Genomic DNA, 24,211 nt, shown 5'->3' on the forward strand with positions numbered 1-24,211 from the left:
CCACCCTGAGGGTGAACAGTTCAGGCGATCGGCGCATCTGCATGCTCTCGGTGCTGTCCGTCCACCTCTTTCCGCAGTGTGTCATTGCGGAAAGTCGCTTCTCATCCCCTGAGACGGCGAGGGTTTGAAGCGTCCACCTTCCATCCTCTCTGGGAGGTTTTTTTTGATCCGCAGCCAGGAGCCGTCCTGGTTGCTCTTGCTGTTCCGGGAAGTCCTGTTTCATGGTGGCGGACTGCTCATGAAGCGAGACTCCCGAAGGATCAATACGGTCACCCACTGGTGAACAAAACCGCCGGGGGTGGCGCTCAGGGTGGGACGGGGCGTGAAGCGCGCTCAGAAACAGCGCAGCTCGAGCACTCCGGCGGTGTCGTCCAGGCCTCCGTCGGCGCCCGTGCCGCCCGCGGCGTACACCTGGGCGCCGGCACCTCCGGCCAGGGCGTGATCGCGGCGGGTGGGCAGGGCGGTGGCGGGGGTGAAGCGCTCGGCGGCCGGATCGAACCAGACGGGTGGGGTGCCGGCGGCGTCCTCGACGTAGACCCAGCCATTGCCCACGCGGACGGCGCGCGGGGCGACGCGGGCGGTGTCCATGGGGAGGAGCTCGCGCACGCGCACCACGGCGCCGGGCCGCTCCACGAGGAAGACGCGGGCGGAGGGCACGAGCGAGGCGCCTACCTGCTCACTGCCTCCGAGCACCAGGGCGCGGGCGCCGGACAGGGACACCACGGCGGGGCCCTCGAGGGCGACGGGGAGGTTGGGGCCGGCGCTCACGGTGCCGGAGGCGCTGATGAGGTCCGTGCGCGCGCTGGCGCCGGAGCCTGGACAGCCGCCGGCCAGCAGGAAGGAGTCCCCGAGGGAGGCTCCACCCGCGGGGCAAGCCAGGGAGAGCGGGCCCAGCACCGACTGGGCGCCGGTGATGGGGGCCACGCGCACGGCGAGGTTGTCCCGCTCGGCGCCGCCCAGCTGGCTCGGGGCCAGCGCGCCTCCGGCCAGCAGCAGCTCGGCGCCCAGGGGGCCCGCCAGGGCATTGCGGGAGGTGAGGCTGGGGGTGAAGTAGACGCGGGAGGTGCCCCCATCGGTCGCGAGCCACTCGAGGCTCGGCTCGGGGGCGTCGCCGGCGCGCACGCCGCCCACCACCGCCACGCCTCCGTCGTTCAGCACCACGAGGCTGGCTTCGGCGCGCTCCACGGCCAGGGCGAGGGAGGCGAGCCGGCTGCTCTGCACGAAGAAGAGGTCCAGCGCGGCGGAGGGCTGGCCCTGGCTGTCGCGGCCGCCGGCCACCACGAGGGTATTGGCCAGGGGGCCCGAGGCGGGCACCACCGCCACGGGGCTGGCACGGCGCGCGAAGCCGGAGCGCACCACGGGCAGGCCGGCGGGCCTCCCGGCGCACCCGCATACGCCGCCGCCGCAGGTGAGGCCTCCGGGCTGACAGGCCTTGTTTTCGCACTCGGAGTCGGCGCAGTCGCGCAGGCCGTCGCCGTCGTCGTCCAGCCCGTTGTCACAGGCCTCCGTGGTCATGCCCGCGTCGGGGGGGGAGGGAATGGGGGGCAGGGCCAGCGTCAGGCGGGCGCCGCCCTTCTCGGTGAGGATGGCCTCGCCGGAGGCGGCGGAGCGCACCACGCCGGCGCGCTCGGCGGTGGCGCGCACGCTGATGCGGGTGCCGGCGGGGGTGGCGGGGCCGGACTCGAAGTTGAAGGTGGCGGGCAGGCGCAGCTCGGCGCCCTCCAGCGTGGCGAGGGCGAGCGGGGTACCTGCTGCTCCCGGCTGGGAGGCCACCACGGAGAGCCGGTCGAAGTCGGTGCCGGGCACCAGGGAGCCCTCCACGACGACATGCACGCCCCCGGGCGTGGGCTCGCAGGCCAGCAGCGGCCAGAGGAGGAGCAACGGCAGCAGGCGTGGACGGGCGAGGAGAGGACGCACGGCCCGGAGTCTATGTCATGGAGCCGAAGCGTTACCGCAGGTGCTCGGAGCGCAGCAGCCCCGCCCCACTCAGCACCTCCTGCACCCGGGCGGCCAGGGCCATATGTTCCGGGTTGGAGACACTGAACCGCTCGGGGGTGAGGACCACGAGGCTGCCCTTGTCCTCCACGGGCTCGCTCCGTGCGGGGGCGGGAAGTGAAGGCACCGTGCCCCGCTGGCGCGAGAAGTACGTGACCCAGCCCCCGAAGCCGTCCGAGGACTGCCCAGCCATCTCCAGCATGTCCCGGTGTGAGTCGGAGGTGGCCACGCACCAGTCCGGCTCCCAAGCCAGGGCCATGGCGCGCACCACTTCGCTCAGCACCCCGGCCGTCACCACCCGCTGGGAGAGCGGACCTTGCGCGGGGGGCGTGAGCACGCAGGCGGGCATGAGCCAGGCATCACTCAAGCCACAGCGCCCGTGAAGGGTGGTGACCTCCTCTGGAGTCTCACCCGCCCACAGCCAGTACCGAAAGCCGCCGCCCACCTGGTTCGCCTCCCGTCCGAAGAGCCTCATGAAGTTCTCGGCGGTAGGGGTGAACGGGAGCGTGCGCGCGTGCTCGAAGGAATCTCCGGCCTCGAACCAATGCTTCCAGACCGGCTCGCAGCAGCCGAGGAGCTCGAAGAAGCGCTCCGCGCGGCGGGCGCAGGCCTCGGCGGCTTCGTGTCGGGGGCCCCAGTAGGCGCCCACATAGTAGGTCTCAATCATCGACGCGCCGTCATTATGGAGCGGGAGGAACGTGGACGACCTGGATCTTGAGTCCGGCCCGCCCGAACAGCTTGCGCAGCGCGGCGGCGAACTTCTCCTCGGCGACAATCCATCGGATGGGAGTGCCCCGGGCGGTCATGATCTGGCGCTCGGCCTGTTCGAGGAGCTTGTCCGCGCCCTTGAAGAAGCTCTTCGGCTCGAGCGTGTCGTCGATGAACCGCGCGAGATGGGGCCCCTTGGCTTCCAGCAGCACGCCTTCCTGATAGCCATCGAAGTCCGCCTCCTTGCCGCCTGCCTTGACGCGATAGGCATACCCTTTGGGGGCGCCCGTCACCTGCGCCTGGTAGCCGCGGGCACTCTCGGACATGGACTCGTCCACCTGCACCCACTCCCCAGGACCTTCGGCGGGGGGCGCTCGTGCGCCTCCGTCGCCAGGGCCCATGGCGGCCATGGCCACCGCCGTGGGCGCCAGGGAGATGACGAGGGTGCCCTCCACCACCGCCACCGCGCTCACCTGTCCCACCTGCGCCAGCCGGATGCCCAGCTGCGAGGCCCCCAGCGCCGACGCCTCCGAGAAGTGGGGCAGCAGGGGAAGCCGCGAGGCCAGCCCCGAGGCGCCCACCGCCGTGCCTCGGCTCACCAGCACCGTCACCGCGAGGATGAAGGCGCGGGCGAACCGGGGCCCCACCGCGCTGCCGTAACGTTGGCTGGCCTCCTCCAGCTCCTCGAAGGTGGTAGCCCTGTCAGTGGCCCGCTTCAGCTCGAAGCTCGCCTTCAGCACATCCAGGAAGGCATCCACCCCCAGGTACACCAGCATCACCGCCGAGACGATCGCCGCCGCCTTCGTGAACACCGGCTCGGGGTTTGCCGCCAACACCACCCAGGTCACCAGGCTCGTGGCGATGGCGGCGTAGAAGAGCTGGGGCGCCAGGGTGTCCTCCACGGCCTCGGCGATGCCCTGGCGCATGGGCTCGAGCGACAGGCCCAGGGCCACCGCCAGCTTGTCCCCTTCACTCAGGCCCATCACGTCATCCAAGAGCGACAGGCACCCGTCCTTCGGCTGGCCCACCCCGCACACCCCGCCCAAGCTCTTGCGCATCCAGTGCTGCCAGGATGGCTGCCCTGGGTCGGCCGAGTAGGAGGCGCGCACCAGCCCGCCTTTCGGAGCGGGGCGGAGCGTCAGGGGCGCCTCCAGCACCAGCCGCGACAGCGCCTGCTCGAACGCATCCGCGTCCACCTCCACGAACCTGTCCCGGGTAGGGGGGACGTACTGCCTTGGCGCCCCCTGGCCCGTGTCCAGCCGCACCCCGCGCGGGGTGCTACACGCGGAGAGAACCAGCAGAAAAACAACCGCCAGCCGAGGAGCCATCAACGCCTTTCAAAAACTGAGAGGATGCATGGGGTGAGAAAACCCCAGACTCACCCTTTCGGTCCCAGGGCTTTCGCGGTGTAGACTCGATTCTCTTACATGGGTGGGACGACGCTGCCGCTCGCCCCGGACGCCTTCAGCGGCCGGATGCTGGGCAAATACGAGGTGCTCTGCCGCCTGTCCACGGGCGGGATGGCGGAGATTTTCCTCGCTGCCCAACGCGGCCTCGCCGGCTTCCGCAAGCTCGTGGTGCTCAAGCAGATCCTCCCGGACATCAAGGGCGAGGAGGAGTTCGTCCGGATGTTCCTGGACGAGGCCCGCGTCACCGCCGTCTTCAACCACCCGCACATCGCCCAGGTGTATGACCTGGACGTCGCCGACGGTGAGCTGTTCCTGGCCATGGAGTTCGTCCAGGGCGCCACGCTGGTGGAGGTTGCCAAGGCGTGCCGCGCCGCCAACGAGCCCATCCCCATCGGCCTGAGCCTGGCCGCCGCGCGCGACACGGCCCTGGCGCTGCACTACGCGCACACCTTCACGGACCCGCTCGGCCGCCCCGCCTCCGTCATCCACCGGGACGTGGCCGAGAAGAACATCATGGTGACGTACGAGGGCGTCACCAAGCTGCTCGACTTCGGCATCGCCAAGAACCTGGCCCGCAAGAGCCGCACCCAGGTGGGCATGGTGAAGGGCACCAGCGGCTACATGTCCCCGGAGCAGATCCTCGGCGAGCCGCTCGACCCGCGCAGTGACTTGTTCAGCCTGGGCGTGGTGCTGCACGAGTGCCTCACCGGCCTGCGCCTGTTCCACGCCAAGAACCCCATGGAGGGCGCCGGCGCGGTGCTGCAGGGCCAGGTGCCGGCCCCCTCGCGCAGCAACAAGTCGGTGCCGCCGGAGCTGGACGCCATCGTGCTGCGGACGCTCTCGCGCAAGCGCGAGGACCGCTATGCCTCCACGCTGGAGTTCGCCCGCGCCCTGGAGCGCGCGGTGGGCCCGCTCATCTGGCACCCCGAGCAGAACGCCGAGCTGATCCGCCGCCTGTTCTCCGAGCGGCGCGAGCAGACCCGACAGCTGTTGATGGCCGGCCAGGCGCTGAGCGGAGACGCCACCGGCGAGGTGCGCGTCTCGCAGATCTTCTCCCTCGCCGCCTTCCAGCAGGCGCCCGTGCAGCCGGAGGAGAGCACCGCGCCCGGCCTGCCGCAGATCACCCCCGCGCTGAACGCGCGCCCGGTGGCCTCCCCCGCGCTGACGGCGCTCCCCACGGTGAAGCAGCCGCCGCCCCAGCCGCCCCCTCCGCCCGAGCCCCCGAAGACGCCGACGCCCTCCAAGGGCGCGCCCGCCCCGCGCCGCCACACCAGCGGCATGGTCCAGACGCCGCCCGCCTCCCCGGAGTCCGGCGCCGTGCGCCGGCCCGTGTTCGAGCCGCTGCCGCAGAAGCGCTCCGTCACCACGCCGCTGCCGGTGAACGATGCCCTGCCGCCTCCACCGCCTCCGCCGGACAACACGGGCAACGGGAGCGTTCCAGCCTGGAAGGACGGGAACGCCACGCGCGCCGCCCCTCCCGAGGAGCCCCAGCCGCGCTCCGAGGGCCGCGGGCGCACCCTGTCCCGCGAGACGAGCGTCGCACGCGCGCCTGCCTCCGAGCGGGGTGAGGGCCGAGGTCGTCCCTCCCGCCTGGACATGCGCGCCGCGGAGCCACCTCCCCCTCCGGCGCGAGCCTCGGAGCCCGAGGTGGAGTCGGACGAGGAGAGCACCACGCAGGACGTCAGCCCTCGCGACTCACGCTCGGGCTCAGGCCGTCCGAGGTCGACCTCCAGCGAGCGCGTCTACCCTCCTGGCAATGCCCGGAACGCCCGGCGCCGTGCCCCCACGCCTCCCCCGGAAGAAGAGGAGTCCGGCCAGGCCGAAATCATCACCCACCCCGTGCCCGCGTACCGGGTGGAGGACGCGCCGCCCGAGGACACCAACGAGACGCACATCCCCGAGTCCGAGGACGGGCTGAGCGCCATCACCACGCCGGGCGATCCCCCCCAACGGGAGCCTCGGCGCTGGGGGCTGTGGCTCGCTCTGGCCTGCGTGGGGCTGCTGCTGGTGGGTGGAGGTCTCGTCGTCGGGCTCGGCCTGGATGGAGGCCGTCTCCAGGCCCTGGCCTCCCCGCCTCCCGCCACGGTTCCGGGCACCCCGGAGCCGGTGAAGCCGAGCACACCTCCCAAGTCCGCCGCCGAGCTCACGGCGCAGGCCCCCCCGCCGCCCGCCAACCCTCCGACTCCGGTCACCCCTCCGGCCACCCCCCCGCCGCCCGCGGTCACCGCCACCTCCATCGCTCCCGCCGAGGAGGTGAAGCCCTCCACCCCTCCCGTGGAGCCCTCCGTCCCGAAGCCGGACGAGACCCCCGAGCCCGTGGCGGCCGTCACCCCGGAGCCGGAGGAGGAGGAGGACGAGCCGGCCCAGCAGACCCGCAAGCCGACGCGTCCCCCGCCCCCCAAGCGCACCCCCAAGCGGGACACGAAGGCCGTGGAGGCCGAGCCGCCGCCGAGCGACTGGGCGCCCGTGGAGGACAAGAAGGACGAGGCCCCCGCCTCCGCGGACAGCACGGGCACCTTCACCCTGGTCACCGACCCGTACGCCAAGGTGTACCTGGGCAAGCGCTACCTGGGCGACACCCCGCTCTTCAAGATCAGCCTGCCGTCGGGCAAGCACTCGCTACGGCTGGTCGGCCCGGATGGGCAGAACCTACGGCTGCCGGTGGAAGTGAAGGCCGGAGAGACGACGGCCGTGCGCATCGAGCTCAACACCCTCGCTCGGGAATAGCCCGCCTTCTCCCAAGGCATGCAATGGCCCAGGGGGCTCGTGCGTACCGCTCGATGCCCGGAGGCCACTGGCTTCCATCCTTCCTGAAAGAGAGGGCCCCATGAAGCCGCTGCGCATTGCCCTGGCCGTTCCCGCCCTGCTGTTCTCCGCCTGTGCCTTCGCCCAGACCGTGGGCAACGGCGTCTCCCGCGAGGACTCGCGCCAGGTGGAGGACTTCGACGGGGTCAGCGTGAGCCAGGGCCTGAAGGCCCAGGTGAAGGTAGGTCCCAAGGAGGTCCGCGTCTCCGGAGACGAGAACCTCGTGGCCCTGGTACGCACCGAGGTGGTGGACGGCAAGTTGGTGGTGCGCCTGGAGAAGAACTCGCGGATTCGCTCCACCTCGGGGCTGCGCATCACCCTCTCCAGCCCGAAAATCACCAGCGTGGAGGCCAGCGGCGGCGCCGAGGTCGAGGCGGAGGCCAGCTCCTCGCAGGCCTTCGCGGCCGAGGCCAGCGGGGGCAGTGAAATCTCCGTGCGCAACGTGGACGCGAAGCAACTGGCGGTGGAGGCCAGCGGCGGCGCCGAGGTGAAGCTCCAGGGGCGCGCCGAGTCCCTCACGGTGGAGGCCAGCGGCGGCTCCCAGGTCCACGGCCAGGACCTGTCGAACCTCCAGGCGATGACGGTGGATGCCAGCGGCGGCTCCCAGGTGGAGGCCAACCCCTCCGACCGCGTGGTGGCCGAGCTGTCCGGCGGCAGCACCGTCCACGTGAACAGCGCGCCGTCTCAGCGCGTGGTGTCCAGCTCCGGCGGCTCGCGGGTACTCTTCCGCAAGTAGCTACCCGTCGAGGTTGAGCTCGGACACGTGCAGGCGCTTGCCCTTGCGCTCGAACACTTCGACGCGCAGGGTGGGCGCCTTCCACGTCAGGCGGGTGAAGTTGCTCGCCGAGGTGTAGCCCCCGTGGCGGCTGACGACGTAGTCGGCCTGCCCGTCGAGAATGCCCGTGTGCTCGAAGATGAACTCGGGGGGCGTGAAGGCCGGGGCGTTGAAGGCCGAGGAGATGATGGAGTAGGCGCGGAAGTCGGGCCGCGAGGTGCTCGTGAGCTCGGCCCACAGCGACACGTGGACGTCTCCGGAGAGGAACACCGTGCGCCGCACGCCCTCGTCGCGCATGAAGTCCAGGAGCTGCTGGCGCTGGTGCATGAAGCCCGCCCACTTGTCGTTGCGCTCCCACATGGCCAGGCCCCCCAGCTTCACGTCCGGGTAGAAGGGCACCGCCGTCACCACGAACTTCAGCTCCCCCTTGTGGGCCGCCATCCACGCCCGCACCGCCTGCATCTGCCGCGCGCTGATGAGCTGCGGTGGCTGGGCACGGTTGAAGCGCTCGGTGCGCACATCCATCACGAAGAAGTGCGCCGGCCCGGACTGGAACGTGTACCAGAGCTCGGTGATGGCGTTGGTGGCGCCCTGCTCGTTGACGCGCTTGAGCGCCGGGCTGTGGACCACCTGATAGCAGCGGTACGCCTCGATGGCGGACAGGAAGCGGCCCTTGTTGGCCGCGCGCTCCGCCTCGGAGAGCTTCGGGTCATTGAGCCTGTCCATGGACCAGTTGTCGGCGATCTCATGGTCGTCCATCGCCATGTACGTGGGCACGCGCGCCATCAGCCGTCGCAGGTTGGGCTGGATGAAGGCCTGCCGGTGCCGGGCGCAGTACTGAGCGAACGTCCGGTCATCGGCGCGCACGTCGGCGTAGATCTGGTCTCCCACCATCAGCAACGCGTCCGTGGGGGTGCCGCCCTCCACCTGCTCCAGGATGGTGCCGAAGATGCGGTCACCGCGCTCGGGCACCCCCGGCAGGCCGTCCTCGACGCCCGGCGTGGGGTGGCGGCACGAGCCGAACACCAGGGAGAACTCCGGGCTGCCCGGCGCGCGCGCGGTGCGGAACACCCCGGAGATGGCGCCCTCCAGCTGCAGGCCCAGGGCCGGCAACATGAGGTGCTGCTCCACATCCGAGAAGAAGTAGCCCATGCGGTAGGCGTAGGGCTTGCCGGGCCGCAGTCCCTGGAAGTCCACGGTGCCGGTGAAGTCGTCCTCCGGCCGCAGCTTGAAGTAGGCGGCCTGGGCGGGCGTGGTGGAGCCGGACTCGAGCACCTGCGCCACGCCGTAGCAGAACTGGCCCCCGGAGGCCGTGGGGCGCTCGCCTCGGCCCCACAAGCGCACCGTGGTGTCCGTGGTGTGGCCCACGAGGGGGCCCACCGTCACCGGCTTCACGGGAAACACGACTGCCATGAGCTGCCCCCTCTCGCGTCCGCGCCAGCATGGCCGGCCAGGGTGACACCTTCCCGGAGGCTCCCCGCTCCGTCAAATACCCGACGTCGCTCGGGTGACACTCCCCCGCCGCGCGTACCCGCCTGCTCCGCTTCCAAGGGTGGAGCCCCGCACCCCCCTGTTGGAAACCGGCACTGGCTCTCGTTGATAATGGTGCCACGCCCTGGGGCGGATACTCTCGCCCGCTTCATCCCTCAGCAGGAGCTCATCACCATGACCGCCGCTTCGAAGTCCGCCCCGGTGTGGGTCCACCGGACGCGTCCGCAGACCACGCGGATGCAGGCCAGTCCCTCCTTCGATGTGGTGGTGGACCGCCTGCCCCAGGAGAAGCCGGCGCTGCTGGAACCCCTGGCGGCCCACCCCGCCGCGCGCACCGCCGAGCTCCTCGCGCCCCAGGGTGTGAGCCCCTCCCGGGGCTGCGACGTGGCGGTGGTGGAGCGCACCTCGGGCCGCACCGTGGCCTTCGCCACCGTGCTGCACTCCCAGGGCAGCACGTTCCAGGAGTACACCCGCCTGGCCGACGCCGCGCTGGAGAAGGCCGCCTTCCTCACCCGCGTATACGTGGCCCCGGACGCGCCGAACGGGACACTGCCGGTGCTGCTGTACGCCGGGCTCCGGCAGGCCCGGGGCTGGGGGCTGACGACCGTGGGCGTCCTCATGGCGGACGACCAGACGCCCCTGGCCCCGCGCTATGGCTTCACGCCCCTCGCGTCCGTGCCCCGGATGGACGTGGCGGGCACCGGCGCCTTCCGGGCCAAGGCGCAGCGGCTGGACATCCTGCTCCACAAGACGAGCGAGGAGGCCGCCGCCGCCGGCCAGCCCCTGGACCCCGTCTTCCTGGTGACGGAGATCCGCGAGACCATCGAGACCGACTTCCTGGACCGGGTGCGGCAGGCGCACTTCTTCCAGGCGGTGGAGACGGGCACGCTCACGCGCGAGCAGTACACCTACGTGCTCACCCAGCTGCACCAGTTCGTGCGCTACACCACGCGCCTGCTGGGCCGCTGCGTGGCGCTCTCCAACGAGAGCGCGATGCGCAACCACTTCATCCACCACCTCACCGGGGAGATAAACCACGAGGTCATCATCGAGCGGGACCTCGAGCACCTGGGCGAGGACTCGCAGTACGTGAAGGACGCCGCGCAGCCCAACGCCGCCACGCGCCAGTTCATGTGTACCCAGGAGAGCGCCATCGGCTTCTATGGAGACCCGGTGCTGATGCTGGCCGCGCCGCTGGCGGCCGAGGGCGTCAGCGGCAACCTGGACAGCCCCATGGTGGAGAAGCTCCAGGCGCTGGTGGGCTCCTGGGGGGTGAAGGAGCCCCAGAAGGCCATGCGCTTCATCAGCTCCCACATCGAGTTCGACGGCGGGGATGATGGGCACTGGCAGGGCAACCTGATGATGTTGTCGCACTACCTGCGCACGGAGCTGCAGCTGCGGCGCTTCCTGTCGCTGTTGCACGTGAGCGTGGACGCCGTGCTTCGGCAGTACGACAGTTATGTGGGTGACGTCGCGCTGTGGAGCGCCCGGCCCCAGTAGGCCGGGGTTGCGTTGCTGGGAGGACAGTTTCGGGGGGGGTTTTCACCTGCCTTTCCCCGCCCTCCGCGTTAATGCAGAATGCGTACCGCCTAGGAGGGGAGGACGCAGTGACTGCGGGAGTCCGGATAGACCTGATTGATCGGGTGCTGTTTGCCCGGTGGGTCAGTCCGCCCACGAAGGAGGACGTCAACGCGTTGCTCACCCAGAGCAAGGCGATTCGCGATCGGCTGGGCCGACCCATCCTGTATGTGGCCTCCATCGACTCGAAGGTGAAGATTCCGAACGCCGAGGAGCGCGCCAACCTCAACCACCTGTTGAGCGAGGGGCGCCCCATCGCCGAGGCGTGTCACATCATCATCGAGGGAAACGACCTGCAGAACAGCCTGCAGCGGGTCATCATCTCGGGGATGCTGATTGTCACCCGGACGTATGACGACTTCCTGGCGGTCCACAAGAGCGCCGAGTCGGTGGCGCCGGAGCTGGCACGGCGCCTGGGCAAGGACGCGGCGCCCATCATCCGGCTGGCGCGCGAGCGGGGCCTGGTGACGTAGCTCAGGGCTTCTTCTTGAAGGACAGGGACACGGAGTTGATGCAGTAGCGCAGCCCCGTGGGCTCGGGTCCGTCATTGAAGACGTGGCCGAGGTGCCCGCCGCAGCGCGCGCACACCACCTCGGTGCGGGTCATGAAGAAGCTGGTGTCCTCGTGGAGTGTCACCGCGCCGGGGTTGAGGGGCTGCCAGTAGCTGGGCCAGCCGGTGCCCGAGTCGAACTTGGTCTCCGAGGAGAAGAGCGGATGGCCACACGCGGCACAGTGGTAGGTGCCCGCCTCGTGGTGGTCCCAGTACTTGCCAGTGAAGGCGCGCTCGGTGCCCTGCTCCCGCAGCACGTGGAACTGCTGGGGGGTGAGCTGCTTGCGCCACTCCTCCTCGGACTTGTTCACCCGGTCGGGGTTGGCCGGAGCGGTGCTGGTGGCCGGCTTGGGCTGCGCGTTCGGGGCCTTCTCGCCGGCCCCCGCCGCCAGGGCCACCAGCGGAAGTACGAGCAGGCCAGCCCACCACCACGTCTGTCGTCGGTTCATACCGTGAGTACGCGTGAGCCCGGCTTTGAGTTACCGGCCCGGGGATTTGTGGCACCCTGCCTCCTGTATGGACGAGCTCGAGGCCCGTCGTCGGGAGCAGCACAAGCTGCGGCTCTCGTGGATGCCGTGGCTGTATTTCTCGCTGAAGCCCCGCCACCGGAAGTGGGCGGAGGCCTGGCAGCAGGAGGTGCAGGCACACTTCATGGAGCTGGAGACGGTCCAGATCGCCGAGGGCTGCTTCGTGGCGCCCCAGGCGCGCCTGTTCGCCGAGCCCGGGCGCACCCTCGTCATCGGCCCGGGCTGTAGCATCGCGGCGGATACCTTCATCCACGGCCCGGTGGTGCTGGGGCCCAGCGTGAGCATCAACGCGCGGGCCAGCCTGGATGGAGGGGCCGCGGGCATCCACATCGGCGAGGGCACGCGCATCGCCACGGGCGCCACGCTCTACGCGTTCAACCACGGGTTGGATCCGGATCGCCCCATTCGGGAGCAGCCGGTGACGTCCCGAGGCATCCGGGTGGGCGCCGATGTGTGGATCGGCGCCAACGCGGGCGTCACCGATGGGGTGACGTTGGGAGACCACTCGGTGGTGGCCATGGGCGCCGTGGTGACGCGGGATGTGCCCGCGTGGGCCATCGTCGCGGGAGTGCCCGCGAGGGTGGTGGGAGACCGGCGCCAGAAGCGGTGAGCCCTCGGGCTAGGTGGACTTGGGGATGCGGTCCTCGTTCTGGCGGGTGATCATCCAGCCTGGGTACTCGGGCGGCAGGGTGGAGGCGGTGTTGAGCGCGGCGAGCTGCTCGGGGGTGAGCTTCAGGGAGGGAGCGGCAAGGTTGTCCTCGAGCTGCTCGGACGTCTTGGCGCCGATGATGAGGGTCGTCACATGCTGCTGGTGGAGCAGCCACGCCAGGGCGACGCGCGCCACGGAGACGTTGTGTGCCTTGGCGATGCCATCCATCACGTCGATGATGTTGTAGGCGCGCTCCTTGTCCACGGGCGGGAAGTCGAAGACGGCGCGGCGGGCACCCTCGGGGCCCTGGGCGTTGCGGCGGTACTTGCCGCTGAGGAAGCCGCCGGCCAGGGGGCTCCACACCATGAGGCCGAGCTGCTGGTCCTGCATGAGGGGCACCAGCTCGCGCTCCAGGTCGCGGCCGGCGATGGAGTAGTAGGCCTGGAGGGACTCGAAGCGCGAGAGGTGGCGGTGCTCGCTGAGGCCCAGGGTCTTCATGAGCTGCCAGGCGGCGAGGTTGGAGGCGCCGAGGTAGCGCACCTTGCCCTGGCGCACGAGGTCATCGAGGGCGCGCATCGTCTCGTCGAGGGGGGTGACCTTGTCGTAGCCGTGGATCTGGTACAGGTCGATGTAGTCGGTGCCCAGGCGGCGGAGGCTGGCGTGGACCGAGTCCATGATGTGGCCCCGGGACAGGCCCACGTCGTTGACGCCGGGGCCGGTGCGGCCGCGCACCTTGGTGGCGAGGATGACGTCCTTGCGGCGGGCACCCAGGGCCTTGCCGGTCAGCTGCTCGGAGACACCGTTGGAGTAGACGTCCGCGGTGTCGAAGAAGTTGATGCCGGCATCGAGGCTGCGGGCGACGAGCTTGTCGGCCTCGGCCTGGCCCTGGGCGCCGATGGCCTTCCAGAAGCCCTCTCCGCCAAAGGTCATCGTCCCGAAGCACAACTCCGATACGTAGAGGCCGGTGCGGCCCAGCATGCGGTAGTTCATGGGTGCCCTCTTATAAGGAGGCGGGGACTTAACGCGGAGGCTCGCGCGGCGCAGTGTCGTTTGGGTATCGGTTAGGCTCTGCGGGTGCGTTTCGTGGGTTGGGACTTGAGCGATCCGTTCGCGCGCCGCCCGCGTCCCGTGGACGTGGCCGTGGTGGATGCTCGGGGACGGGTGAGCTTCGAGGAGCGGCGGTGGCCCAAGGCGCTCGACGCGGAAGCGCTGGTGGCCGCGTTTCCCGTGGAGCCGTTGGACGTGGTGGTGGTGGACGGGCCCCAGGCGCTCGCACGACCGGGGGCCTCGGTACGCGAGGCAGAGCGACTGCTGCGGGCTCCGGGGCGGACGCCAGATGTGCTCCCGGTGCCGGGCAAGCCCTTCTGCGGGTTCGTTCGCGGCAGCGTGCTGCTCTTCGCGGCGTTGCACCGACTTGGGACGCTGGAGATGCTGGACGTGGACACGACGGAGCTGGGACGGGCTCGACTGTTCGAGGCGTTCCCCGGGGCTACGTGGCGCCAGTGGAATGTGGAGAAGTTGGGGAAGAAGGCCTCACCCGAGGGAAGGGCGACGAGGCGTGCATTGCTCGAAGCCGAGGGGTTGTGCTTTCCGACGGGCGAGTTGCCGACGCACGATCAGCTCGACGCCACGTTGTGCGCATGGCTCGGATGGCTTACCCGCGCCGCGCCGGAACGTGTGCATGCAGTCGGCCTGCCGCTGAGAATGGACTCCGAAGGCTGGCTTCGCGAGGGGCGCATCCTGGACGTGTCCTAATCAATCCGTAGGAGTGCTGCTTACCTCATCGATCTTCTGGCGCAGCCAATCCCGGTATGTGTGCGTGATCGTGTACACCGAGAATTCCAGCGGAGGACCGTGTGACGACCGAGCGATTCCCACCAACTTCAAGGTTCCCTTTCGCTCGCGGAAGCAGGGGCCTCCGCTGTCACCATGGGTACTGTAGGAACCCCTCTTTCGAATGATCGCGGCTATGGGGAGGCCTTCTGCTTCTTCGCGCGCTGGAGCTGGTCCTGTATCCAATCCCGGTACCCGTACGTGCTCGTCAGAGCCGACCCTTCTCCCAGATTCCTGCTGGAGACACCTACGAGGACGGCATCTTTGGCACCTTCGCGGAGACAGGGCCCTCCACTGTCACCCCGATAGAGATGACCCTCGGGCTGCTTGATCCGCATCCTTCCACCACCAGAGGCCAACCGCTCGATGACCGTGTTGCGACTGGCGCGCCGCTCGAAATCATAGGCACGGGCCATCTCATCGTAACCCGTGCCGACAATGGTCACGGATTCGTTGAGCTCGAGTTCCTGGTCCGCCACACGGATGGGCTTGACCCCTTTCTCCAGGGGGTCGTCCAAGAAAATGACTGCCAGATCAGCCTGGCTGGAGACCACATGACCTTGATCATCCAAGAGAATCCGTAGGTCCGGGTGAGCATGAACCACCCCGGAATAACTTCTCCTCGTTCGCCCTCCTGGCTCGTAGAAAAACGTCATCACGCTCGCGGTCTTCGCGCACCCAGTAACGTCGATGATGCGCTGGGTGCCGCTACCTTCCGAGGGCGTTTGCCGCTGTGGGCATACACAATGTCCCGCGGTCAGGACGACGCGACGGCCGATGACGGCTCCTCCACAGGCCTGGTCCTTCTCTTCACTGAAGTCGACGTGGACCCGAACGGCGGACAGGTAGCGATTCGAGACATCCACCTCGCCAGCCAGCTCCAGCAAGTGGGCATTCATGATTAGAACCGTCGCTACCTGCGGCAACTCTTCCATCGGAATGCGCACGTACTCTTGCTCTTCTTCGAGGACAGCACCCGCATCCGTCTCGCTCACGGGTGCCTGCTCCTTGCACCCATCGCAGGCAAGGAGCAGAACCATGGCGGCGAACAGATATCTCACGGCGCGGCGCGCACCGGGGTCTCGTGGTGGCTGTGCCCCGGTCCTCCGAATGTGCCCGGCCACGACGCCTTCGACGGCTGTAGCCCTGTGAGCGGGAAGCGTTGGAAGCGCGGGCTGCTGTAGGCGAACGGCGGATCACACTCCCCGCAGGTCTCCGCCCCATCCATCATCACCAGGCTCTCCGGCCCCAGCTCGAACAACTGCGGCACCGTGCGCGGCGTATAGGCCAGCTCGCACCGGAACGCCTCCGAGCCATCCCGCGCCCGCACCCCCAACAGCGTCGGGCTGATGCCCTGCGCCACGAAGCTCACCACCAGCGTCTCCGGCAGCTCGCCCGGTCTCGGCTTCGTATCCGCCAGCCGCAGCTCCTTCGTCACGAAGCTCTCGCCCTCCCCCAGCCGATACGTCCACGCCGGCGTCAGCCCCGGCAGCGCGTACCCCCGCAGCTCGGGAGAGACCACCCCCCACCCCTCCGGGTTCAACGAGGTGCCCTCCGGACTCGGCACCACCCGCTCCCGCGTCGCCACCGCCCGGCCCAGCACCGGCAACGTTCCCACCTCCGCCCCATCCGCCATGCGCAGCGCCGTGGTGCCACGCTCCGGCAACAGCAGCCCGTTCACCGCGCCGAACTCACCTCCCGCCATGGGCAGCGTGCGCCGCCACAGCTCCACCCCGTCCGGCGAGTACGCCAGCACCAGCGTCGGCGAGCCCGGCATCAGCGGCGCTCCCGAATTCACCGTCGGCGAGAACGCCACGTACAGGTTCCCTCGCGTGTCCGAGACCAGCCCGAACGGGTGCGGGTGGTTGCACTGGGACAGCAGCGGATCCGTGAACTTCGTCGCCGATACCAGTGCGCCCTTCGCGTTCAGCACCACCAGGAAGTACACCCGGCACAGCGTCGAGTTCTCCGACCCCGCCGGGTATGCCTCGAAGAGCGCTGCCAGCCGGTCCGGCGCCATCACCGCCAGCCGCGCCATGAAGATGGTGGTTGCCTCCGCCGCCATGTCCGGCCGCGCCTGTGCCAGGACGAAGGTCCACCGCGGCGAGCCCGTCGTCTTCTCCAGCAGCGACACCTCCCCCTGCCGGGGCATGTCCATGCACAGCAGCCGCTCGTTCCACAGCATGCAGCGCCGCCCCGTCTGGTTCGACTGCACCGGCGTCTCTCCCGTCGCGTTCAGCACCGGCGCCTCGAAGAAGCCCGACAGCGTCACGCTCCCGTCGGGCCACACCATCATGTCGTGCAGCTCCCGCAGCTCTTCCCGCGTGTCCCGCGTCCAGTTCGGCGCCAGCACCGTGGGCGAAGGGCGCTGGCACACCGGACCCTGGCACCGGCCCTCGCGCTGGCACGGCGTGGATGGCGCGCACGTGAAGCCATCCGGCAAGTCCCGCACCACGCACGTGCCTTCCACGCACACGTCCGCCACGTCGCAGCCACGCCGCTCCCCGCAGAAGGTGCCGTCCGGCGCCATCGCCAACCCGCAGCCCGTCAGCGGATCACACACCCCCTGCTGGCACTTCCCATCCCCCGGGCACGGCGGCGCTGGCACCGTCTGGCACCCGTCCAGCGGGTTGCACACGTCCGTGGTGCAGGCGTTGCCGTCGTCACACGTCCTCTCACGGCCCTTGCACACGCCCAGCACGCAGGTGCTCTCCAGCAGGCACTCGTTGCCCGGGTCGCACGCGGTGCCGTCCGGCAGCCGCTGCTCCACGCACCTGCCCGCGTTCACGTTGAAGCTGATGCCGTGGCAGGCCGACGGCGTGGGGCACTCGGGGATGGCGAGCCCCTCGCCCGTGAGCGTCAGCGCCACCGTCCCGCCCCCCGAGGAGGTGCCGGTGAGCGTGGCGGAGTACGGCCCCGGCTCCGTGGGCGAGAAGCGCACCCGCACTTCGACTTCGCTCGAGGCCACCCGCTCCGGCAGCCCCTGCACCGTGAAGGGCGCCGCCACCTGCGTCCAGCTCACCTCCAGCGGCGCGCGGCCTCCGTTGGACACGCGCACCGTCTCCTCGCGGCTCACGCCCACGTACGTCCGCGGGAAGACCACCGAGGCCTGCGACAACCGCAGCCGCCCCTCCACGCCCACCAGCGGCGGCCGCTCCTCGCGGCAGGCCGCCCCCAGCACCCCCATGAGCCCTGTCAGGAGCAGCAGCCACACCGCTCTGCCTGTCGTCTCCGCGCGTCCCATCGGTGACCCTCGCCCGTACGCGTATAGCCCCCACGCCCAGTACGCGCGAGCGCCCCCTTCGGGCCTCCTGCCTCGCACGGCTCTGGGCCCGACATCCGGAGCCACCCGAAGGCTCAAGAGGGGTCACTCCCGTACACTCCCGTGGCTCCCGGCGATGTGTGCCGAGCACCCCCGCCGTTCCCACCGCCTACGCCATGCACCGCCGTGCCGCCCCCCTGAACCGGCGCTCCCCAGGGTCCGCCCAGATCCAGTCATAACTACAGCCTCAGCCCCCCGGAACGAGGCGCGAGGCCTCCAACCGTCCGGAATTGCTGGCCACACCCAAGGTACGGTTCTCGCAAAGCTCCGGCGCATGGACAGCGTCGACTCCGTGAGTACCGTCAGGTTCTCCCCAAGGCCCCAGGCCTTCACCGTCCTCATTCCCCGTGCGCTGCAGCCCGCGATGAACGCGCTGCCCACGGAGGTGCGTCAGCGCGTACTGGCCGAGCTGTTCCACCTGGCCGCGAGGACCACCCAGGAGCGCGCCGGCGAGGCCAGCAGCTTCACCTACGCCCTCCGGCTCGAGGTGTCCGACTGCGTGGTGAGCGTGGAGATGGATGATCCGCGCTCGAGGCTGATGCTCACCGGGCTCGCCTGGAACCGGCTCCACTCCTGAGCCGCCAGGCCTTGATGAAGAGGGGCGCAGTCTCCCATGCAACGCGCGGCCGGCTACAACGAGTCCTGGGAGCTCACCTACCTGATTGAACAGCTGCGCGAGCGGCTGGGCGCCGAGCCTCCTCCCGATGCTTCCCTCGGCGGGGAGCTGGAGACGGTGCTCGCGCGGCTCGTCACCCGCAACCAGCGGCTGCGCGTGCTGCACCGGCTCACGCGCACCCAGGGCTCCCTCGAACACATTCACTCGATTCGCAGCTCGCTCGAACAGCTCGACTCGCAACTGCTGCGAGAGCTCCCGGCGTTGCTGGAGCGCTTGAGCCCGAGCCTCTGAGGCCTCGGAGCGCGCTCAGGCGGCCCGCGTCAGCGCGGCTCCTCGCAGCGGCCCGACTGGCAGCCCTCGAGCCCCTGGCAGGGCATGCCCGGACCGCAGGACACCTGTCCACAGGCACCCTCCCGGCACACCTGACCCACGAAGCACGAGGGCACCTGCGCGCATGGATCCGTGGCCAGCAGGCACGTGCCCGAGCGACACACCTCGCCCGCGCCACAGTCCGTGGCCGAGACGCAGGCCAGCGGCAGACACGTCCCGTCCCGACACACCTGCTGCACTGGGCAGCTCACCGCCGCACAGCCCGCCGTGGGCACGCAGCGGCCCTCGGAGCCACAGCGCTCCATCGCCTCGCAGGCGAAGTCCCCTGTGCATGCCACGCTCTGGCACCGGCCGTCCGCGCGGCACACCGTCCCCTGGGGGCACTTCACCCCCATGCACGTGTCGAGGGCGCACGCGTTCTCGATGCACCGCTCGGTGGGAAAGCACGCCGCGGCCGACTCCCGCGAGCAGGACACACGCACGCACGCGCCCGCGCGGCAGCGCTGCCCCTGGAGGCAGTTCACCCCCAGGCACGCCACCTCCACGCACGCCTCGCGCTCACACACCTGTCCGAGGCCGCAGCTCACGCCCCGGCAGGTGGTGGCCAGGCACCGGCCCTCCGCGCAGGCCTGGCCCGCGGGGCACGCCACGTTGGCGCACAGGTCCGGCACCACCAGGTCCGCCGTCGTCTCGCACGCGGCGAGCGCCAGCAGCGCCACCACGCCCGCGAGCGCGAGCCTCAAGGCAGTCGCCCCGTTCGGTCCGCCGCGGGCAGGTTCAGCGCCGGAGGCTGCGAGAGCACCACGCCCGCCACTACGCCCGCGGCCACCAGCCCGACGCCACCCACCACCCAGGGCCACACCGGCCGTCGGCCCTCGTCGAGGCCTTCGTCGCGCGTGGGCTCCTGGGCGCCCGCCACCGCGGCCAGCCGCTCCTCGGTGGCATCGAAGCGCATGGGGGCCTCCGCGCTGCCCTGCTCGAAGAGGACGCCGTCGGCCGCGTCGAGCACCTGGGCATAGGCCTCTACCGCGCGCACCGCGGGCGCCGGCGCCACCACGGGCCCCGGAGAAGCGCCCTGCGTCCGAGTGAAGCCGGACTCGCCTGGCTGCCGCACGTAGAGCGAGAGCTCCGTCACCACCGCGGGCGGCTGCTCCAGCACCGCCTCCAGTTGGCCATCCTGGCGCCGCACCAGCTTCAGCGCGGCGCGCGGTCGGTTCTGCATCTTCTTGCGCGCGGCCTCGTAGGGCCGGCGAATCTTCGGCCCGAGCGCGCGGCTCACGTCCACCTCGGGCTCGATGCTCAGCAGCGTTTCGAAGTGGGCCTGCGCCTGCTTGGCCTGGCCCATGAACGCCTCGGACAGGGCGAGGCCTCGCCACGCGCGAATGCGCTCCTGCCGGGTGCCGGGCTCTCGCAGCGCATCCTCGAAGGCGGCCGCGGCGGAGTCGAACTCCAGCGCGTCGAAGAGGCGCTCGGCGCGCACGAGCGCCCGCTCCGCGGCAGAGGCGGAAGCGGCACCGAGACACACCAGGAGCACCAGGAAGAAACGCACGGGGGGCCCCTCATACCCCAACCCCGGCCCCGCGGATCAACCGGCTTGAAAGCTTCTCCCCAGCCCCGGTTTCCCCAGGCACCGGCTTCTATTTCCAGAAGTGAATAGTAGAGAGGATCTAGCAGTAGTGACAGCAGGTCGCCCGGACTTGGGGACAAGTCAGTAAGCCCCTGAGGATGCTCAGGAATTCGCTACCCGCCACATGTGGAGAACTTGGCGCTTTTCCCCAGGCTCCCACATGCCCACAGCCCGGGGCGAGCTTGTCCACAGGGGCCCGACTGTCGCCAACAGGACTCCCACATGTTTGCTGGCCCTGGACAGTTCCACCCCTGGTGTGGCTGCTGGGACGGGGAGCGAGGGTGGGGCGGGCCCAATGCATATAAGGATGCGGGCCACGCGCGGCAAGGGGCCGCGCTATGGTTCCGGCCCATGGCCGCACCGGGAAAAGGAACGCCGGGTAGGTCGTCCTACGACTACCAAGGCGTGCAGATCGGCAAGTACCAGGTCATCACCCGGCTGTCGGTGGGGGGCATGGCCGAGCTGTTCCTGGGCTTCACGGCGGGGCCCGGAGGCTTCCGCAAGTACGTGGCGCTCAAGCGAATCCTGCCGGACGTGCGCAGCAACGAGCAGTTCGAGCGCATGTTCCTGGATGAGGCGCGCATCACCGCGGCCTTCAACCACCCCAACATCGCGCAGGTGTACGAGCTGGGGCAGGAGGAGGACGGGCTGTACCTGTCCCTGGAGTTCATCTCGGGGCAGGACCTGGACCACGTCGCCGCGGCGTACCGGCGGCGCAAGGAGCCCATCCCGCTGGGCCTGAGCCTGGGGGTGGTTCGGGACGTGTGCCTGGCGCTGCAGTACGCGCATACGTTCACGGACCCCTCGGGCCGGCCCAGCCCCGTCATCCACCGCGACGTCGCCCAGAAGAACATCATGGTGACGTACGACGGCGTGGTGAAGCTGTTGGACTTCGGCATCGCCAAGGCGCGCAACAGCCTGGAGCGCACGCGCGCGGGCACGGTGAAGGGCACGGCGGGGTACATGTCGCCGGAGCAGGTGCGGGGAGACCCGCTGGATGGGCGCAGTGACTTGTTCTCGGTGGGCGTGGTGCTCTGGGAGCTGGTGACGGGCGAGCGCCTGTTCGCCGGCGAGTCGGAGCGCGACGAGATGATCAAGATCCTCGAGGCGCCCATTCCGACGCCGCGCCACAAGCTGGTGACGGTGCCGGAGGAGCTCTCGGCGGTCATCCTCCGGGCGCTGGACCGCAACCCCGGGGAACGCTGGCAGAGCGGCAAGGAGATGGCGCGGGCGCTGGAGACGGCGGCGGGCGAGATGATGTTCGACGCGGATCGGCGGGCGCAGGCGATGCGCGAGCTGTTCGCGGAGAAGATGGCGGCGACGCGGCAGCTGCTGGAGAGCGCGGATCCGCGGATGAGCGGCGAGGCGGCGGCGGTGCCCTGGTCGGACGAGGGCGGCGGCTCATCGTCGGTGGGCACGGAGATCTACGAGAAGAAGGCGCCGGAGAAGAAGGCGCCGCCCGAGAAGAAGGGAGCGGCGGAGAAGAAGGCGCCGGCGGGCAAGAAGGTGTCGGGAGACAAGGCCTCCCGAGCGAGGACGGAGGCGGGGCCGCCGGAGGCAGGGAGCGCGGCGAGCACGCAGGTGTCCATTCCGCGGGTGGAGGGCACATCCTCGGAGAGCCGATGGATGACGGTGCTGCTGTGGGGGGTGCTGCTGATGGGCATCGCGGCGGGCGGCACCTACGTGGCGATGGACCTGGGCCGGAAGATGGAAGAGCAGGTGCCACAGGAGCCTCCGCCGAAGGTGGCGGCCCCTGGGGGCCCGGCGCTGAAGATCTTCCCCGAGCCTGGGCAGCCGGAGCCGGGAACACCGAGCGCGGCGACCGACGGCGGGACGGTGGCGGGTGGCACGGCGGGGGCGGAGAAAAAGCCAGCGCCGGGAGAGGAAGCGGAGGAGGCGGAGGACAAGCCGGGCAAGTCGGGGCGGGTGGCGCAGGGGAAGCTGACGCTCATCATCAACCCGGAGGCAGAGGTGTTCCGGGGCAAGCGCTCGCTGGGCAAGACGCCGATGTTCAACGAGACGCTGCCGGTGGGGACGCACCTGCTGCGCATCGTCGGCCCGGATGGAAAGAAGCGGAAGTTGTCGGTCCCCATCAAGAAGGGGGAGACGACGAAGCTGCGCTTCGCACTGGGAGATCTTCCCGAGGCCGGTTGAGCGACTTGTCACCGTGCCCGGAGGCGCTTCCTGGTCTACCCTGGGGCCAATGGCAAAGCTCAACCTAGGCTTCTTGATGGACCCGCTCGAGCAGGTGCGAGTGGACCATGACTCGACCTTCGCGATGATGCTGGAGGCGCACCGGCGGGGACACACGGTGCGCTACTTCGAGCAGGGCTGGCTGCGCTTTAGCGGCCGCTGTACCGAGGCGCGCATGAGGACCGTGGCGGTAAGACGGGAGCCCGGCCGCCACTTCGACATCCTGGAAGAGTCGGTGCGGCCGATGTCGAGCCTGGACGTGCTCTTCCTGCGCAAGGATCCGCCGGTGGATGTGGAGTTCCTGCACGCCACGCAGCTGGTGGAGCTGTGCGCGGGCAAGCCTCCGGTCTACATCAACAGCCCGGCGGGGCTGCGCGAGGCGAACGAGAAGCTCTTCGCGTTGCACTTCCCGGACTTGATGCCGGAGACGTGCGTGGCGAGGGACCATGCGGTGCTGACGGAGTTCATTGCCCGGCACCCGGATGGGGCGATTCTCAAGCCCATCGATGGCTTTGGCGGCAAGGGCATCGTCTTCGCGCGGGCGGGAGACCGCAACACCCGGTCGTTGCTGGAGCTGCTCACGAGCCACGGGCGCGAGGCGATCATCGCGCAGGCGTACGTGCCGCAGAGCCGGCAGGGGGACAAGCGCATCATCCTGGTGGATGGTGAGCCGTTGGGAGCGGTGCTGCGCGTGCCCTCGGAGGATGACCACCGGGGCAACATGGCGGTGGGAGGCATTCCGAAGAAGACGACGCTGACGGACCGGGAGCGGGAGATCTGCGCGCGCCTGAAGCCGATGCTGCGCGAGCGAGGGCTGCTTCTGGTGGGCATCGACGTGCTGGGCGACTACCTCACGGAGGTGAACGTGACGAGCCCCACGGGGCTGGCGGAGATCGACACGCTGGATGGCGTGTGCATCGAGGCGAACGTCATCGACCTGGCGGAGAAGCTGGCGGCGAAGCGGTGAGCGAGGAGGCCTCCCCTTTCGTAGCCGAGCCGGACGAGACGCTGGACTCCATCGGCACGTCCGGCGTGCGAGTGGTGCAGCGGAGGGGAGGCTACCGCTTCAACCTGGATGCGGTGCTGCTGGCGGCCTTCGCCGCCGAGGAGAGCCCGGAGGCAGTGCCTGCGTTGGAGCTCGGCGCGGGCAGCGGCGTGGTGTCCTTCCTGCTCGCGCGGCAGTTCGGCCGAGGGCCCGTGGACGCGCTGGAACTCCAGCCAGCGGTGTACGCGCGGTTGGTGCGCGGCGTGACGCTCAACGCGCTGGAAGGCCGGGTATGTCCGGTGCTCGGAGACCTGCGCGAGGCCCGCACCCTGTTTTCCGCTGGCGCCTATGGCCTCGTGGTCTCCAATCCTCCTTTTCGTCCCGCGAGCGCGGGGGTTCGCAGCCCGGATGAGGAGCGCGCCATCTCCAAGCAGGAACTGGCCTGCGATGCGGCGGCCGTGGTGGCGGCGGCCCGGCACGCCCTGGCTCCCGGAGGGGGCGTGAGCCTGGTGTACCCGGCGGCCCGGCTGACGGAGGTGTTCGGGTTGCTCACGGCGGCCCGACTCTTCCCACGCGCCCTGCGATTGATTCACGCGCGCGTGGGAGCACCCGCGACGCGCTTCCTCGTGCATGCGCTGAGAGACCAGGATCGAGGCCTCGGCGTGCGCCCACCGCTCATCGTCCACGGAGAAGGCCCAGGAGGTTACGCCCCGGAAGTCGCCGCCCTGATGGACCCGCCGCTCGCTGAGAGTGCCTGAGCGCGGTCCACCCAGCGCTTCCCGGCAGGCGAGCAAGCGAGCTTCCCAAGCCTCCAGAAC

General features: G+C 70.0%; 21 protein-coding genes. 11 read left to right on the forward strand and 10 right to left on the reverse strand.

The genetic code is table 11. The annotated features are described in order from the left end of the window. Nucleotides 1–333: 333 nt before the first annotated feature. From SYV04_RS42645 to SYV04_RS42655, 3 genes are read right to left on the reverse strand one after another with little or no spacing between them, the layout of a single operon-like run. A complete protein-coding gene (locus SYV04_RS42645; protein ID WP_321551873.1) occupies nucleotides 334–1,917 on the reverse strand; it encodes a Kelch repeat-containing protein in 1,584 nt (527 codons plus the stop codon). A gap of 31 nt (nucleotides 1,918–1,948) precedes the next feature. Beyond that, nucleotides 1,949–2,662 (reverse strand): immunity 52 family protein, encoded by a 714-nt coding sequence (locus SYV04_RS42650; protein ID WP_321551874.1) that lies wholly within the window; start codon nucleotides 2,660–2,662, stop codon nucleotides 1,949–1,951. Between the two features lie 13 nt (nucleotides 2,663–2,675). Continuing rightward, the gene (locus SYV04_RS42655) at nucleotides 2,676–4,031 is read right to left on the reverse strand and encodes a restriction endonuclease fold toxin 5 domain-containing protein (protein ID WP_321551875.1); all 1,356 of its coding nucleotides are present in this window, start codon (nucleotides 4,029–4,031) and stop codon (nucleotides 2,676–2,678) included. 99 nt (nucleotides 4,032–4,130) lie between these two features. On the opposite strand from SYV04_RS42655, the gene SYV04_RS42660 reads away from it, so the two are divergent. Together SYV04_RS42660 and SYV04_RS42665 are read left to right on the forward strand one after the other, a co-directional pair. Further along, nucleotides 4,131–6,839, forward strand: a complete 2,709-nt coding sequence (locus SYV04_RS42660; RefSeq protein ID WP_321551876.1) for a serine/threonine-protein kinase — start codon at nucleotides 4,131–4,133, stop codon at nucleotides 6,837–6,839. Between the two features lie 100 nt (nucleotides 6,840–6,939). Beyond that, nucleotides 6,940–7,653: a head GIN domain-containing protein gene (locus tag SYV04_RS42665; RefSeq protein WP_321551877.1), complete on the forward strand. Its 714-nt coding sequence runs from the start codon at nucleotides 6,940–6,942 to the stop codon at nucleotides 7,651–7,653. Here SYV04_RS42665 and SYV04_RS42670 read toward each other — a convergent pair whose 3' ends face one another. Further along, nucleotides 7,654–9,105, reverse strand: coding sequence for an alkaline phosphatase D family protein (locus SYV04_RS42670; RefSeq protein WP_321551878.1), 1,452 nt, complete (start codon nucleotides 9,103–9,105; stop codon nucleotides 7,654–7,656). A 252-nt stretch (nucleotides 9,106–9,357) separates the two neighbouring features. Here SYV04_RS42670 and SYV04_RS42675 point away from each other — a divergent pair, with 252 nt between their 5' ends. Together SYV04_RS42675 and SYV04_RS42680 are read left to right on the forward strand one after the other, a co-directional pair. Then, complete coding sequence (locus SYV04_RS42675) at nucleotides 9,358–10,683, forward strand: hypothetical protein (protein ID WP_321551879.1); 1,326 nt, start codon at nucleotides 9,358–9,360, stop codon at nucleotides 10,681–10,683. A gap of 107 nt (nucleotides 10,684–10,790) precedes the next feature. Beyond that, nucleotides 10,791–11,234 carry a DofB protein gene (locus tag SYV04_RS42680; protein ID WP_321551880.1) on the forward strand — a complete coding sequence of 148 codons (444 nt, stop codon included), beginning with the start codon at nucleotides 10,791–10,793 and terminating at the stop codon, nucleotides 11,232–11,234. 1 nt (nucleotide 11,235) lies between these two features. Here the strand turns inward: SYV04_RS42680 and msrB are convergent, their stop codons facing one another. Next, the gene (gene msrB / locus SYV04_RS42685; RefSeq protein WP_321551881.1) at nucleotides 11,236–11,760 is read right to left on the reverse strand and encodes a peptide-methionine (R)-S-oxide reductase MsrB; all 525 of its coding nucleotides are present in this window, start codon (nucleotides 11,758–11,760) and stop codon (nucleotides 11,236–11,238) included. Nucleotides 11,761–11,827: 67 nt separating this feature from the next. Here msrB and SYV04_RS42690 point away from each other — a divergent pair, with 67 nt between their 5' ends. Continuing rightward, the gene (locus SYV04_RS42690; RefSeq protein ID WP_321551882.1) at nucleotides 11,828–12,448 is read left to right on the forward strand and encodes an acyltransferase; all 621 of its coding nucleotides are present in this window, start codon (nucleotides 11,828–11,830) and stop codon (nucleotides 12,446–12,448) included. Nucleotides 12,449–12,457: 9 nt separating this feature from the next. Here the strand turns inward: SYV04_RS42690 and SYV04_RS42695 are convergent, their stop codons facing one another. Then, a complete protein-coding gene (locus SYV04_RS42695; RefSeq protein ID WP_321551883.1) occupies nucleotides 12,458–13,477 on the reverse strand; it encodes an aldo/keto reductase in 1,020 nt (339 codons plus the stop codon). Between the two features lie 105 nt (nucleotides 13,478–13,582). On the opposite strand from SYV04_RS42695, the gene SYV04_RS42700 reads away from it, so the two are divergent. Then, nucleotides 13,583–14,242 carry a DUF429 domain-containing protein gene (locus SYV04_RS42700; RefSeq protein WP_321551884.1) on the forward strand — a complete coding sequence of 220 codons (660 nt, stop codon included), beginning with the start codon at nucleotides 13,583–13,585 and terminating at the stop codon, nucleotides 14,240–14,242. Nucleotides 14,243–14,454: 212 nt separating this feature from the next. Here the strand turns inward: SYV04_RS42700 and SYV04_RS42705 are convergent, their stop codons facing one another. Then, nucleotides 14,455–15,315 (reverse strand): trypsin-like serine protease, encoded by an 861-nt coding sequence (locus SYV04_RS42705; RefSeq protein ID WP_321551885.1) that lies wholly within the window; start codon nucleotides 15,313–15,315, stop codon nucleotides 14,455–14,457. 62 nt (nucleotides 15,316–15,377) lie between these two features. Further along, entirely contained in the window at nucleotides 15,378–17,534 is a 2,157-nt protein-coding gene (locus SYV04_RS42710; RefSeq protein ID WP_321551886.1) for a tenascin-X, read from the reverse strand. Between the two features lie 400 nt (nucleotides 17,535–17,934). On the opposite strand from SYV04_RS42710, the gene SYV04_RS42715 reads away from it, so the two are divergent. Together SYV04_RS42715 and SYV04_RS42720 are read left to right on the forward strand one after the other, a co-directional pair. After that, a complete protein-coding gene (locus tag SYV04_RS42715) occupies nucleotides 17,935–18,219 on the forward strand; it encodes a hypothetical protein (protein WP_321551887.1) in 285 nt (94 codons plus the stop codon). 36 nt (nucleotides 18,220–18,255) lie between these two features. After that, nucleotides 18,256–18,549, forward strand: coding sequence for a hypothetical protein (locus SYV04_RS42720; RefSeq protein ID WP_321551888.1), 294 nt, complete (start codon nucleotides 18,256–18,258; stop codon nucleotides 18,547–18,549). A 29-nt stretch (nucleotides 18,550–18,578) separates the two neighbouring features. Here the strand turns inward: SYV04_RS42720 and SYV04_RS42725 are convergent, their stop codons facing one another. Both SYV04_RS42725 and SYV04_RS42730 read right to left on the reverse strand, forming a co-directional pair. Continuing rightward, nucleotides 18,579–19,331: a hypothetical protein gene (locus tag SYV04_RS42725; protein ID WP_321551889.1), complete on the reverse strand. Its 753-nt coding sequence runs from the start codon at nucleotides 19,329–19,331 to the stop codon at nucleotides 18,579–18,581. Then, nucleotides 19,328–20,137, reverse strand: a complete 810-nt coding sequence (locus tag SYV04_RS42730; RefSeq protein ID WP_321551890.1) for a hypothetical protein — start codon at nucleotides 20,135–20,137, stop codon at nucleotides 19,328–19,330. Before SYV04_RS42730 ends, SYV04_RS42725 begins: the two co-directional genes overlap by 4 nt. 429 nt (nucleotides 20,138–20,566) lie before the next feature. Here SYV04_RS42730 and SYV04_RS42735 point away from each other — a divergent pair, with 429 nt between their 5' ends. Genes SYV04_RS42735 through SYV04_RS42745 form a run of 3 tightly spaced genes read left to right on the forward strand, consistent with a single transcriptional unit; the run spans nucleotide 20,567 to nucleotide 24,151 of the window. Further along, nucleotides 20,567–22,369, forward strand: a complete 1,803-nt coding sequence (locus SYV04_RS42735; RefSeq protein WP_321551891.1) for a serine/threonine-protein kinase — start codon at nucleotides 20,567–20,569, stop codon at nucleotides 22,367–22,369. Between the two features lie 49 nt (nucleotides 22,370–22,418). Next, nucleotides 22,419–23,375, forward strand: a complete 957-nt coding sequence (gene gshB / locus SYV04_RS42740) for a glutathione synthase (protein WP_321551892.1) — start codon at nucleotides 22,419–22,421, stop codon at nucleotides 23,373–23,375. Then, nucleotides 23,372–24,151, forward strand: a complete 780-nt coding sequence (locus SYV04_RS42745; protein WP_321551893.1) for a tRNA1(Val) (adenine(37)-N6)-methyltransferase — start codon at nucleotides 23,372–23,374, stop codon at nucleotides 24,149–24,151. Before gshB ends, SYV04_RS42745 begins: the two co-directional genes overlap by 4 nt. Nucleotides 24,152–24,211: the final 60 nt, after the last annotated feature.

This window comes from Hyalangium ruber (assembly GCF_034259325.1).
In the GTDB taxonomy this organism is placed as follows: domain Bacteria; phylum Myxococcota; class Myxococcia; order Myxococcales; family Myxococcaceae; genus Hyalangium_A; species Hyalangium_A rubrum.